Origin of the sequence: Bradyrhizobium sp. JR4.3 (assembly GCF_040547695.1) — a bacterium.
Classification (GTDB): Bacteria; Pseudomonadota; Alphaproteobacteria; order Rhizobiales; family Xanthobacteraceae; genus Bradyrhizobium; species Bradyrhizobium canariense.
In genome coordinates this window covers 1-12,742 of sequence record NZ_JBEPQF010000034.1, presented here as the reverse complement: position 1 = coordinate 12,742, position 12,742 = coordinate 1, and the positions used below count along the sequence as shown (strand labels likewise).

General features: G+C 56.5%; 11 protein-coding genes. 7 read left to right on the top strand and 4 right to left on the bottom strand.

The genetic code is table 11. The features are described from left to right. Positions 1-276: 276 nt before the first annotated feature. Together ABIB91_RS34085 and ABIB91_RS34080 are read left to right on the top strand one after the other, a co-directional pair. Positions 277-567: a hypothetical protein gene (locus ABIB91_RS34085; protein ID WP_354171082.1), complete on the top strand. Its 291-nt coding sequence runs from the start codon at positions 277-279 to the stop codon at positions 565-567. A gap of 701 nt (positions 568-1,268) precedes the next feature. Beyond that, a complete protein-coding gene (locus ABIB91_RS34080; RefSeq protein ID WP_354171080.1) occupies positions 1,269-2,243 on the top strand; it encodes a class I SAM-dependent methyltransferase in 975 nt (324 codons plus the stop codon). Positions 2,244-2,367: 124 nt separating this feature from the next. On the opposite strand, the gene ABIB91_RS34075 is transcribed toward ABIB91_RS34080, so the two are convergent. Then, positions 2,368-3,240: a right-handed parallel beta-helix repeat-containing protein gene (locus ABIB91_RS34075; RefSeq protein ID WP_354171078.1), complete on the bottom strand. Its 873-nt coding sequence runs from the start codon at positions 3,238-3,240 to the stop codon at positions 2,368-2,370. Positions 3,241-3,685: 445 nt separating this feature from the next. Here ABIB91_RS34075 and ABIB91_RS34070 point away from each other — a divergent pair, with 445 nt between their 5' ends. Continuing rightward, positions 3,686-4,453 (top strand): FkbM family methyltransferase, encoded by a 768-nt coding sequence (locus ABIB91_RS34070; protein WP_354171076.1) that lies wholly within the window; start codon positions 3,686-3,688, stop codon positions 4,451-4,453. A gap of 73 nt (positions 4,454-4,526) precedes the next feature. Here ABIB91_RS34070 and ABIB91_RS34065 read toward each other — a convergent pair whose 3' ends face one another. Further along, positions 4,527-5,636 carry a 2OG-Fe(II) oxygenase gene (locus tag ABIB91_RS34065; protein WP_354171074.1) on the bottom strand — a complete coding sequence of 370 codons (1,110 nt, stop codon included), beginning with the start codon at positions 5,634-5,636 and terminating at the stop codon, positions 4,527-4,529. 384 nt (positions 5,637-6,020) lie between these two features. Here ABIB91_RS34065 and ABIB91_RS34060 point away from each other — a divergent pair, with 384 nt between their 5' ends. Both ABIB91_RS34060 and ABIB91_RS34055 read left to right on the top strand, forming a co-directional pair. Then, positions 6,021-7,481, top strand: coding sequence for a glycosyltransferase (locus ABIB91_RS34060; protein ID WP_354171072.1), 1,461 nt, complete (start codon positions 6,021-6,023; stop codon positions 7,479-7,481). Next, positions 7,478-8,464 (top strand): glycosyltransferase family 2 protein, encoded by a 987-nt coding sequence (locus ABIB91_RS34055; protein WP_354171070.1) that lies wholly within the window; start codon positions 7,478-7,480, stop codon positions 8,462-8,464. Before ABIB91_RS34060 ends, ABIB91_RS34055 begins: the two co-directional genes overlap by 4 nt. Positions 8,465-8,508: 44 nt before the next feature. On the opposite strand, the gene ABIB91_RS34050 is transcribed toward ABIB91_RS34055, so the two are convergent. Beyond that, positions 8,509-9,270, bottom strand: coding sequence for a class I SAM-dependent methyltransferase (locus ABIB91_RS34050; RefSeq protein WP_354171068.1), 762 nt, complete (start codon positions 9,268-9,270; stop codon positions 8,509-8,511). Positions 9,271-9,282: 12 nt separating this feature from the next. Continuing rightward, positions 9,283-10,644, bottom strand: a complete 1,362-nt coding sequence (locus tag ABIB91_RS34045; protein ID WP_354171066.1) for a hypothetical protein — start codon at positions 10,642-10,644, stop codon at positions 9,283-9,285. A 572-nt stretch (positions 10,645-11,216) separates the two neighbouring features. Between ABIB91_RS34045 and ABIB91_RS34040 the strand changes: the two genes are divergently transcribed. Together ABIB91_RS34040 and ABIB91_RS34035 are read left to right on the top strand one after the other, a co-directional pair. After that, entirely contained in the window at positions 11,217-11,462 is a 246-nt protein-coding gene (locus tag ABIB91_RS34040; RefSeq protein WP_354171064.1) for a transposase, read from the top strand. 158 nt (positions 11,463-11,620) lie between these two features. Further along, entirely contained in the window at positions 11,621-12,469 is an 849-nt protein-coding gene (locus ABIB91_RS34035; RefSeq protein ID WP_354171062.1) for an IS3 family transposase, read from the top strand. Positions 12,470-12,742 lie beyond the last annotated feature (273 nt).

Genomic DNA, 12,742 nt, shown 5'->3' with positions numbered 1-12,742 from the left:
AAAAGCATTTCTCCTTATGGGTTCAGCAGAAACTGGCACTTCGACTCGCGCTCAAACTTAAATTTGTCCCCGAGCGACATCGGCAGCACCAAAACTGCACTGTAGTAGGTTTGAAAATGGTCGATGGCGGCAGGCTTTTTTGAGACGACACCGCGGCTTGGCTAAGGTCATTTTCCAGCAGCCTTCGCCAAAGTCAGTAATTAAATCAGAAAAACCAGCGCCGAGGCATCGTGCGTTTGACCGCCTCCAGGGCGGCTTAGGATGTCAGGGGCGCCGTTGCTCGACGCCAACAACGTCAATCACGGCCTGCTGCTGCCCATCCTGCGGCACTGTCGCGACGATCAGGACCGTCCACTGCTTGGACCGCCACAAAGCGGTCGCGAAACCGAGGATTTTCTCCGTAACGCCTACCTCGAAATCCCAGCGGCCGCCGAGGCGCTGCGCCAGTACTGGATGCCGACGATACGCACGCGACCGCTGATCATCGCGGACGTGGAAGCTCATACCGGTTACTTTGTTTCAACCGGGCTGCGTTGGACACTCTTGAAAAACCGTCGAGATATCTGATGTTTAAGCAATCGGCGTCAGACCCGTCTGCACGAGATCCTGCCCTGGGCCCGGATACCGCAGGAACACCCGTAGCCGCCCAGGCTGCCTGATCCATAGCTCTTCGCCGCTACGCGCGCTCGAGTCAATTACGCGGTCCATGGCGTATGCTTACTCAAATGACGATAATATGCAATTTCAGCAGGGCGTTGCCCAACCGCGAGCGCGCCGCCAAATCGACTGATGCGACATGTTGCAACCTATCTGATTATTTGATTATGCACCCTGACCCGGCAGAAGCTCCGTCGGACGGGCGCGAGCCTTCAGTGGCCGAGCGGCAATTTCGGCAGAGTGGCTTGCCCGTGACATCATTATTAACATTACCGCGCTAGCCCGGTGTCCTTCCTCAAAGGACGGAGGCCGCTAGCCCCTTGCCAATCCGTTATTAACGAAGCAACCTAATCGTCGCATCCCTGAACTGCCTGTCGGAAGATACCGTGTAGTCGCCGCCAATCAGCTTATTATTATCGACCGCAGCATCGAAAACCGAATCAAACAGACATTTTTGTAGTCATCACAGCGGAGGGGGTCTGTGCACGCAAGTTGACGACCACGCTCGGGCCAAGCAGGTAGTTGTCAGTTCGCGATCCGCGCCGCATAATACTAAACTCTCTTAGGCTGCATGTCCCACGGGTTACACCGGTCGCAGGAAATATTGATCAATGAAGCATTTGCGCGAAACATTATTCAAATTCATCGATATTATTTTGGCTCCGGCCGTGTTGATCCTAGCGCCGCTTGCGTCGGGTTTGGCTCGCCTTCGTCAGCGCGCTCCCCTATCCCGATCTATTCTCGACAAGTTCCAGGTCGCCGTCGTCCGGCATCACTACTATGAACCGATCGTTTTTCCTGGGGATCTAAAACGCGATCTTCGCTTGCCGCGACAAATCACCGGGCTAAATTTGAACGAACAGGGTCAGTTCGACCTGATAAACCAATTTAGATACCGCGATGAACTACTCGCCATTCCCATTAAACAGACGGGTCAAACCAAGTTTGCGTACCATAACCGCTCATTTGAGCCAGGGGATGCCGAATTCCTTTACAACATGATACGCCACTTCAAGCCGCGCCGTATCGTTGAGGTCGGTAGTGGAAATTCGACTCTAATGGCTCGGCTCGCTATCGAAAAAAACGGGAAAGAGGACCGGGACTATAGGTGCGAACATATCTGCATCGAGCCCTTCGAACAGCCGTGGCTTGAATCCATCGGGGTGAATGTCGTGCGCAAAAGAGTTGAATGTTGCCCGACCAGCCATTTTGAAGATCTGGCAGAAAATGACATTCTGTTTATCGACTCATCTCATATTATTCGACCGCAAGGCGACGTCTTGTATGAATACCTGCATCTGCTTGGCTTGCTACGGCCCAATGTGATCGTTCATGTCCATGATATCTTCACGCCCTGCGACTATCCCTCCGAATGGTTGCTGCGTGACCGTTGGATGTGGAACGAGCAATATCTCCTGGAGGCTTTCCTGAGCTTCAATTCATGCTTTGAAGTGATAAGCGCTCTCAATTGGCTTGCTCACAATCATCTAGAAAAGTTGCACGATGCCTGTCCAATTCTGATGAAAGAACCATGGCGAGAACCGGGCTCGTTTTGGTTCCGGCGCAGAGCTGACACCAGCGCATGAGGGACTGGCGCACTGATCAGGAGGAATGCTCTGGACCAAGCATGCCCAACGATATTTCCGCTATCGATGCAACGCAGGTGCCTGCTGATCGAGCAAAGCTTTTGTGCACGCTCTCCGCACGCCCCTATTTCGATCCGAGGTCTCGGCCTGTGATATGATCGACGTTTCCCCGCCACACAGTATTGGTCTTCGTAAATGCTCTATATCCATAACTGCCTTTGCCCAATCGGTTATTTGTGAAGGAAACGCCCGTCACCGGACCGCCGTCGAATTGCGCCGAATTGTAGACCGTGAAGCCGCCGCCCACGAGCAGGTTGTTGTCGACACTGATATTGGAGATCGGCCCCCAATAGTTGTCGATCATGATAGCGGAGACCGATCCATTTTCATTGATGACCGTGTTGTGCTCGATGGTTACGTTGGACACGCCGCCGTCGATCTGGATGCCATCATAATGGGGCGATCCGGCCGCCTTCATGTCGTGGATATAGTTGTTCTGAATGACCGTACTTCCGGAATTGCTGCCCGCTACGTTGATGCCATTTTCAACATTATAGATGTTGTTGCCGACAAACCTGCCCTGGCCATTGATTCCGACGTTGCCGGATGTGCCGCCGAGACCGTTGATTTCGCAATTCTGGACGACCGCCCCCGTCTGTCCGTTAGTATTGACAATCCAGTAGCTGTCGGACGTGACCTTGCAGTTCTCCAGCGTCACATTCGGTGCTTCGATGGTTACAGTGCCCTGAATGTTGAGACCAGAGATCACTGCGCCTGCCTCGCTCACAACTAGCTTGCCCGAAGGCCGCAACGTTACACCCGCCGGCACACCGGTATTTGTTGCATCCGGCCAACTTTCCTTTTCAGACGAACCAGCAGCTGGGACAGCCGCGCCCTTGTCATTCGCTACTGGGTCGGCGGAGACCGGCGCACTTGCAACTCCAGAAATCAGGAGAAATGGGCTACACAGGCAAAACGCCAATTGATGCAAGCGCAATAGGTAACTCGGGCGCCTCATAACGGCCTCCGGTGCCAGGTCGACTGGCCCGTTTCACCCTTAACCCCTGCCAGCACGCCCCCCAAGCGTCGCAAGGAAGCTTCCCGGGCGTGATGCGTCAGGAGCCGAAGCGTGACTTCCGCGATACTCTTCGTACCCACCACCGCCGCCTCCGGTGCCCGGAACAAGGAAATGCTTCGCATGATAATCGTTTTCCGCCGCCGCCTCGCAGGCGATAATTAATAACCTCGTCACCAAGATGACGCGGCAGAGACCCTTAGATCCGTCCCGCCGACTAATGGTCATCGGCCGCCGCTTGCTCTCGCTAATATTCGCCTACATTACCGCTAGCTACAAGCCCGAAACGTATTGGCAAATCATAATCTCCCCTTTTGTTTGAGCGCCCCCGACATTATCATCAATTAAATATTGCCGCCGGACCGAAATGATGAATGCAAAGGCGCTCGCACGCTTCCTCTATGCCAGCATTCCCGGCCTGGCCGCGGTCAGGTTCGCTGCAAAGGACTTCACTGCCCCCTACTTCGCGAAGCCCGAATTTGGAGGCATTCCCGGACTCTCGCTCGGTAATGGTCTAATCGTGGATATCGGGGCCAACCGCGGCCAGAGCATCGAAGCATTCAAGCGGCTCGCTCCAGCGTCACGGATAGTTGCTTTCGAACCCGAGCCTCAATGCGCTACCCACCTTGAAGCACGATACGGTCACGACTCAAGGGTCACCACATATAGATACGCCCTAGGCGCCGCGTCTGGTGTATTGACCTTCTTTGTCCCGAAGTACGGGCAATGGGACTGCGACGGAATGTCCGCCACCAATTACAAGGACGCCACGGAATGGCTTCGCGATCCTGGCCGCATGCTGATCTTCAATGAAGCGAAGCTTTCGGTCAAGGAACACCCAGTTGAGTGCCGAACCCTGGATTCACTCGCCTTGACCCCTTGCCTCGTCAAAGTGCATGCGCAGGGAGCCGAGTTCGATATCCTGAAAGGCTCTCGGGCGACTATCGAGCAATATCGGCCCGCGCTTATGTTAGCCTTTGCAACGCCCGAAGTTGATACGCTTCTCGGTGGTTGGCACTATCGACCCTACGACTACCGGCAGGGGTACTTTACTCGCGGAATTGCTCCAAGACCGCGGACATTCACCTGGTACCTTACCGAGGACCATTTGAGGCGCGTGCTGGTGCGGGGCTAACCGCTCGATCGCTGGCGACGCCCTCATCACTTCAGTTGACGATACGCCCTTCCACCAAGAAAGGTGGCGCCCGCTAACCGGCGGCGGATTTCTGAGACTCGACCCACTGCTTCCTGAACTCGTCACGCATCTGTTGAGACTGCTCGTCGTAAAAAAAGGACAAGAACGCATAACGACGATTGCGCTTCACCGGCGTTACCTCATGCAACAGCGAGCACGAGAATACGATCGCGTCACCCGGCGAAGCACGATAGGTCTGATGTCCAAATTCGGGGAAGGAAAGATAACCGCCATCGTAACCATCGTTCAGGTTTATCGTTACGGCAAAACGGCGGTGAGCCACGATAGGCGCCGTGTTGTCGCGGTGCGGCCGAAAATATCCGCCCGTTTGCGCATCATAACACCCTACGAGGTATCGCTCGATACGGGTGGTCCGGAATTGAAACGCACGATAGACCATCGGCAACAACCGACGGCCAAGCAACTGCCTTGTCCGGAGCAGCGCCGGTTCGTCGGAGATATGCCAATCAAGCCGTTTTCTGAATTTGGGGTCAAATTGCTCGACGACCGTACCGGCATTCTCTATCGAGCCGATCTCGCGCCCGCCCGCCGCCTCATAGAGCTCGATCAGTTTGTTGCAGAACGCGCGGTCGAATATTTGGGGCACCACCAGCACCGGGGCGCTCTGCAAACCGGCCGGGCCGGCCAAAAGGCCCTCCAGCCGTGACGTGATCCGTCCGGCAAAAGCTGTCGGCTCAGCCATAGGGATGATTTCGATGATCTGCAGGGCGGGACTCAACAGGAAGGCGACTGGCCTTATTGCCATATGGACCGGCCCCGTGACTGAGTCTGCCGAAACATATTGCCGCGCGACAACTCCGCTCGGGTCAAGGAGGAAAAGCTGCCCCGAACCATGCTGCTGCAACCGTCCTTGACTGAAGTCGCTGGGATCGTTGCTGATACCGACCAACAATGCGCGCTTTGCGTCGAACAGATCGTTGCGACGACCAAGCGAGTCCAGCCCTCCAGCGATGCCAGGCCGAGCGGCAGAGCCAAAGAAGAACAGCACAATGTAGCGGCCGGCAAGTTCGTCAAAGGTGGCCGCTTCGGAATCGTTGGTTCCGGTCTTCGCGGAAAACCAAGGGGCGGGTTCGCCGGCACTCAAGGGTGAGACTATCGTCATGTTCTGTCGATCTCGCTGCGCCGGCAGTCATCCTGCCGATAAGGTTACCAACCCACCTACCAATTAAATTGTGTTTCGGAAGTGGCGGCACACTGTATGGTAACAACAACGATATCCAAGTAAGCTTGAACAAGGGCAATGTTAAACCTTCGATGTTTTGACAATGTCGAATTGAATAACTAAACTACTCTCTTCTATCACAACCTAAGCAATTGACTGTATTGCATTTTTCGACCAATTTTAGAGCAGCCAATCGAGTTGCGTGAACAGGGATCTCGCAGGTTATTTGTGGTGAAATCATTCGAAGTGACCAAACGGGGGCCTAGTGTGAGTCCTGGCGACCTATCTTCAACACAGGAACGGCCATCCGCTCGCGACGAAAGTATGACCGACCACACTGCCGACAAGCTGCCGAAGTCGGCGTCTGCGTTCAGTGTCATCATCCCGGCCCATAACGAGGAAAACGTGCTAAGGCGTTGCCTCGACGCTTTATTGGCGGATGCCGACCCCGCTGAACTGGAAGTTATCGTCGCCGCCAATGGCTGCACCGATCGTACCATTGAAATCGCGCGCAGCTACGGCGATCCGGTTCGCGTCGTTGAGATTGTCGAAGCCTCGAAGCACGCTGCCCTCAATGCCGGCGACGCCGCCGCAACTGCCCTTCCCCGCGCATATTTGGACGCAGATATCACGATAGGCGCTGCCGCCATCCGGGCCGTGGCGGCCGAGTTGGAGCGCACCGGCGCCTTGGTTGGAGCGCCGCGGGCCGTGATGGATTTCCAGGGATGTCCAGCCATTGTTCGATCCTTCTACCGCATATGGTGTGAACTGCCCTGGTTCACCGACAATCTCGTTGGCTCCGGCATATACGTGTTATCCGCAGCCGGCCATGCTCGCCTTGGTGCGTTTCCCGATATCACCAATGACGACCAATACGTGCACGACCTGTTCGAGACTCCCGAACGCGTAACTGCGAATTCGCACCAGTTCCTCGTGCGACCGCCGCGCACGTTCGCAGGGCTCATCAAGCGACGTACCCGCACGCTGATCGGACAGCGCGAACTCGATAAACGGTTCGGCCAGTTGCCCGGTCGCGCACGCCGCATGTCCCTTTTCGAACTGCTGCGGCAACGACGAGCGAGCCTATGGGATCTGATGGTCTTTGCCGCCGTAGCGAAGGCAGCAACCTTCGCTGCCGCTTGTAAGGAATTGCGGGGCGATCGTGCGTGGGAGCGTGACGAAACCAGCCGCACCGCTCCCGTGCCCAAGCTGCCGGTAGCAGAGGAGCAGCCAATGCCGGGCATTTTTTTCAAGATGGCCAACGGGGCCAGATCGATGCTGGACCCGATGACGTGGCTGCATTCGTTGCGCATCCTCCATTACTATAATTACTCGCATGTTCGGGAGAAGCGAAAGATGACCATGGGGACCGGCCAGGTCTTCGGGCCCAATGTGTCGATCGCGAACGGAGAGCGAATTAGCCTTGGAAACCGGTGCCACGTCGGCGAGCGGGTTTGCCTCTGGGCGGGCAATGCGACCGGTCGCATAACACTTGGCGATGACGTCATGATCGGACCCGGAGCCGTTGTCACCGCGTCGGATTACGGTTTGGAAGAAGGCACCCCGCCGGCTTTCCAGCCCAAAAACGAGCGTGATGTCGTGATCGGCAACGGTGTATGGATCGGTGCCAACGCAGTTGTTACTGCGGGCGTTACATTAGGGGAAGGCTGCATCGTCGGTGCCGGATCAGTGGTGACACGCGACCTCCCGGCAAACATGATCTGCGGAGGTGTACCTGCCCGTCCGATCAAACCACGTCCGAAACCCGCAGGATCGCTCACTTGACCACCGCGCCCGCCGACGTCGCCGTCCTCATTGTGTCCTATAATACCGAGCATTTGCTCGGTGAATGCCTGCAAACCTTGTACGACCAGCGAGGCTCGCTCAAGCAGCAAGTGATCGTGGTCGATAATGGTTCAGTCGACCGTTCGGTAGATTTGATCCGCTCGCGTTTCCCCGAAGTCGAATTGATCGAAGCTAAAGAAAATCTCGGCTTCGCACGGGGAGTAAACCTTGCTGCGACTCGGGCGAGCGCTGAATTCTTACTCTTACTGAACCCCGATACGGTCGTGCTCGACCGTGCAATCGAGCGCTTGGTGCAATTCGCCCGCCTGCGTCCAGGGCACGGGCTATACGGTGGGCGTGCCGTGAAGCGCGACGGTACGCTCGAACTGTCCTCCTGCTGGGCGCTCCCTACGGTCTGGAGCATGACCTGCTTCGCTCTCGGCCTAACCACGGCCTTTCGTCACTCACCGTGGTTCGATCCCGAGTCCATGGCCGACTGGCGTCGCGATACCGTTCGAGAGGTCGGCATCGTCACCGGCTGTCTACTACTGGCACCCCACAATGTCTGGCAAGAGCTAAATGGCTTCGACGAGCGTTACTTCATGTATGGCGAGGATGCCGATCTCGCCTTTCGCGCTCGCCGGGCCGGGTTTCGGCCTATCATTTGCCCCGAATCCTGCATCGTGCACGACGTCGGCAAGGCTTCCGCGACCCGGGCCGACAAGCTGCTATTGCTTTTCAAGGGCAAGGCGACGCTTATGCGCGACCATTTCTCCGGTTGGCGTCAACATCTCGTTCTCCTGGAACTTATCGCAGGCGTGGGCTTACGTGCCCTACTCGCCAAAGTCGGACCGAGGTCAAATCAGCCAAAGGCCGATGGCTGGGCCACGCTCTGGTCCGAGCGCCGAGAATGGATCCGGGGCTACTCTCCGAGGATCAACGCAGACACAAGGCCGGCCACCGGCAAACTGGGCGAGACCTAGTCTAGCGCGCGCCCCGCTCTATTTGCGTACTGCGGCGCTCGCGCTTAGGCCGTTTTCTGCAACACCACGTGGTAGTCGCCATGTGCAAGCTTAAACCGGTTAAACGTCAGCGCGTTCATCAGGCCCACTGCCGCCGTCACCAGCGAGCCGATGAAAGGCCTCGTCTGCCGCAGGGTCGCATAATTGCTTCCAATATACAAATTGAAATAGATCGGTTTGAAGCCGGCCTGTTCACAAAACTTCAACAGCGCTTTTGGTGAGACGATGGGGTGATAAAAGGTCTTGAACGGCAGGTGACCCGGCTTGCCCGCGTTCTTGTGTCGCAAGATGGCGCGATAGAACCAGACGTGAAACCAGTGCGGCGAATACTTTGTCACAAGACCAAAGAATGATCGGGGATTTGGAGCACCAATAAAAACAAGACCTCCCGGCGCAAGGGCGTGATGAAACTGTTTGATCGCCTGATCGACTGCCGGCAAATGTTCAATGACGTTGTAGCAGACCACGAGATCGAAACTGTTGGGAGGGAACACATAGGTCTGTATATCGCCGAGAATCTTATTGTTGGCGTAGCTATTGTGGCGAAGCTGGACTTCGTCGATGTCAACGACAGAAATAGTAGGCTTGTTCATCGATGATAACGGCAATACCGATAGCGATCCGCCGCCGGCCTCGTAAATCCGGACGGACTTTCCGCGACACTTGTCGGCGATAAACTCGCGCACTTCGCGCAACGCAACATCGGGCGAGTCACCTTCTCGAACGCTGGTGACGACATTCATCTTATCCAGTTTCTCAGCAATCATCATGCTCTCCAGTTAAGCTTGTGCGGGTGAGCGGTATCGGCCATTCGCACTTTCATTCGGCATTGATCGAGAATACCTAACTGGTTGAGCGGCGGCGCCCATCGAATATTCTCGAAGCGAAGCGCGTATGCCGATGCATACCCCCCAAAAAATCCACATGTAGTTCCAATAATGAACGGTAAGCCCGATAAACATGAACATCACCAGGATGAGAGAGAATGCAGTGCTCATCTTGGTCATGTACGGATCTCCGGTCCGATTCCTGGAATTTTTGACCGGCAACACCGAAGTTACATTTGCCAGGAATAGAAATACAATCACCGGGAGTCCGTACCTCAAGGACAACGCGAGCCAGACACAATCGATAGAATGTAATTCGACTGTACCGAAGTCGAAAAACGCATATCCGGTCCATGGTGATTGAGATATCTGGAAGAATGCCGAGTTCCACTCAAGAAGGCGAAAATATCCCGATTCAGGCTCCAACGTCAGGTGCGAAAGAATCCAGCCCAGCGGATTATTGATGACACCCATCACCGCCAGCACGAATATCGCCAAGACGATCCAGCACACCCACCATCGCCACGGAAATTGCTTCGTCAATGCACCGTACGAGTACGTGCCTAACATGATCGCGAATCCCATCAGGCTGGATGACGACAGCGACAGCATAACGCCGAAGAAACAGAACCCAACCCACAAGATGCGCCTGACTACGTTGGTCTCGGAGTAGAGCAGCATCGCCGCGACCACCGCGCAGAATGCGCCAAACAATATCGCATGATCGAATGTGGAGGCGGCTCGTATAGTCCCCATCCTGGCCTGGTTTACGATCGCTGGAACGCCCAGGAGCGAGCTGAAGAGACCGTGGGTGACCAGTCGTCCAGAGGCGAAGTCTGCCATCGCGAGCACAATCGCGGCTAACGTGAATACTTTCAGCACGCTCAAGAAGCCTTGCAGGCCGTTGGGACCAAAAAAATATGCGCGCGCCACCATATAGCCGCCAATAATCTCGATGGCTTGCGCGCCCGCCGAAGACAGCGCTTCCGAGCCATTTACATAAACAGCTGCGGCCACAATCCACATTGCCGTAGCCCACACGAAAAGATCGGACAACACGAACCGACGAGTTCGCCCAAACAACATGAAAAGCGCAGGAAGAACGAGCGGGATGATGGCCAACCGTGCGACCGTGAATTTGGCGCCGGCGATATAAACCTGAACTTCGGCTGCAGGGATAATGAGGCCGATCAGAACCAACCAGACGACGAGCGTGTTCGCACGGCTCGATTGCGGATTCGACGCGGCGATCACCATGTCGGCGCTACGATGATACGCCGATTGCGATGAAACCCCGTAAATGCCGCGGCTCACCAACCACTCCCTGCCTTAAATGGACTTACCGATCTGCTCATTCGGCGGCCGATGGCTGAGGCCGATCGCCTGCTCGCACCCGACGGAAGAAGCTGACCTATTCTGCGATGAACCCAGCTCGAGATGATCGAAGCCAGGGCCCCAGCAGGCCGAAACCAGTCTATCCTGGATGGTCACGCACACCTCTTTTGCCGTTACGATTGGCCACTGCAGGGCAGGGTCGGACCCCGATATCAAAATAAAAACTAAGCCATTTAATACATGATAACAACAATTAAATAAATTAACCCGAAAAATATTTCGCGTTAGCCTTGGCAAGTCGCTCCCGTATTCACCGCGCTACGGCAAGCCCCGCCTGGTTCCATGTGCCGGATTTACCGCCCAGCTTGGTACGTTCGATGGTTTTTCGATTTGGGAAATGGTCCACGCAAGCTTGGGCGCTCCCAGAGCCGCAGTGTTCGACGATACAGTCTCGCCGAAGGCGTCTGCGACATTTTGAAGTGGACCCCGAAAATCGGACCGGTTGACTAAGTGGATTTTGGGCCGTTCCGTCGCAACAGACGGAGCGGAGAATGACGCAGAGGACGAGACGGAAGATTGACGCGGCGCTGAAGGCGAAGATCGCGCTGGAGGCGTTGCGCGAGCATGCGACGGTGGCTGATCTGGCGCAGCGTTACCAGGTTCATCCGAACCAGATTTATGCCTGGAAGAAGCAGCTGCTGGAGCAGGCTACGCGGGCCTTTGAAGCGGCAGCGGCGATGCCGGAGCCGGCTACGGGCGCGAGATCGAGAAGCTGCACGCCAAGATCGGCCAGTTGATTGTGGAGCGGGATTTTTTAGCGAAGAGGTCCGGAAGATGAGCACCCCGGACCGCCGCGCGCTCGTTGACCGCGGCCATAGTGAACTGTCGGTTCGCCGGCAGTGCCAGCTGCTCGGACTCGCCCGCTCCGGCATCTATCGGCTGCGACCTGCCTTGAATGATGATGACGATCCGGCGCTGTTCCGGCGGATCGACGAGCTGTTCACACCTGGCCGTTTTTGGCTTCCGGCGGATGACGGCGATGCTGCGGGCCGAGGTCCATGCGGATCAACCGCAAACGGGTGCAGCGGCTGATGCGCACTATCGGGATTGCGGCGCTCGGGCCGAAGCCGCGCACCACGAAGCCGGCGCCGGAGCACAAGATTTTCCCTCTCTGCTGCGCGGTCTTGCGATCGAGCGGCCGAACCAGGTCTGGTGTGCGGACATCACGTATATCCCGATCGGCCGCGGCTTCCTCTATCTCGTGGCGATCATAGACTGGGCGAGCCGGGCGGTGCTGGCGTGGCGGCTGTCGAACACCATGGACGTCTCGTTCTGCCGCGACGCGCTCGAGGAGGCGCTCGTTCGCTTCGGCATCCCGGAGATCTTCAACACCGACCAGGGTAGCCAGTTCACCAGCGCGGCCTTCACCGGCATGCTGGCGGCAGCCGGCATTCGCATCTCGATGGACGGTCGTGGCCGTTGGATGGACAATGTGTTCATCGAGCGACTATGGCGCTCGCTCAAGCATGAGGATATCTACCTCAAAGGCTACGCCGACGGCCGCGAGGCTCATGCCGGGGTCGCTTCATGGCTCGCGTTTTACAACACCGTGCGCCCCCACCAAGCCCTGGCCACGCCGATGACGGTGTGGCACGAAGGCATGGCCGCCGGGTCTGGCTGTGGACATGACGCTGCGCTTGGACAACGCTGCCGCGTCGCCCACATGCCCACAGCCGCAACAACAGCAGACGGCGCTGTTCGCAGCGTGATATCAGGAGATCGGAGCGGCCAAGAATCCAACTAACAGATTGGTCCCCCGGGCCCCGCGGATGGGGTCCACTTCAATTTTGAACGGACGGCGGCTATGTTTCATTTGATGTTTTTGTGGCGACTTTTACGGATTTTGGTCGTTCGCGAATGGGAATACTCGTGGTATCGCGGAGCGGTTCGGGTTTGTGGCGAAGGCCATCCGCACCGCAGTCCCTGAGCGACCCGAGACATAGGTGACAGTTCGTACCGGACACATGGGTTACACTTTCCGCTTTTGTTCTGCGGGAGGTGTAGATGCCGTGGAAAG

Excerpts from the sequence above, each read along its gene's own strand:
- ABIB91_RS34035 (WP_354171062.1), top strand. The coding sequence starts at position 11,621 with ATGATGATGACGATCCGGCGCTGTTCCGGCGGATCGACGAGCTGTTCA.
- ABIB91_RS34060 (WP_354171072.1), top strand. The coding sequence starts at position 6,021 with ATGACCGACCACACTGCCGACAAGCTGCCGAAGTCGGCGTCTGCGTTC.
- ABIB91_RS34050 (WP_354171068.1), bottom strand. The coding sequence starts at position 9,270 with ATGATTGCTGAGAAACTGGATAAGATGAATGTCGTCACCAGCGTTCGA.
- ABIB91_RS34040 (WP_354171064.1), top strand. The coding sequence starts at position 11,217 with ATGACGCAGAGGACGAGACGGAAGATTGACGCGGCGCTGAAGGCGAAG.
- ABIB91_RS34080 (WP_354171080.1), top strand. The coding sequence starts at position 1,269 with ATGAAGCATTTGCGCGAAACATTATTCAAATTCATCGATATTATTTTG.
- ABIB91_RS34070 (WP_354171076.1), top strand. The coding sequence starts at position 3,686 with ATGATGAATGCAAAGGCGCTCGCACGCTTCCTCTATGCCAGCATTCCC.
- ABIB91_RS34065 (WP_354171074.1), bottom strand. The coding sequence starts at position 5,636 with ATGACGATAGTCTCACCCTTGAGTGCCGGCGAACCCGCCCCTTGGTTT.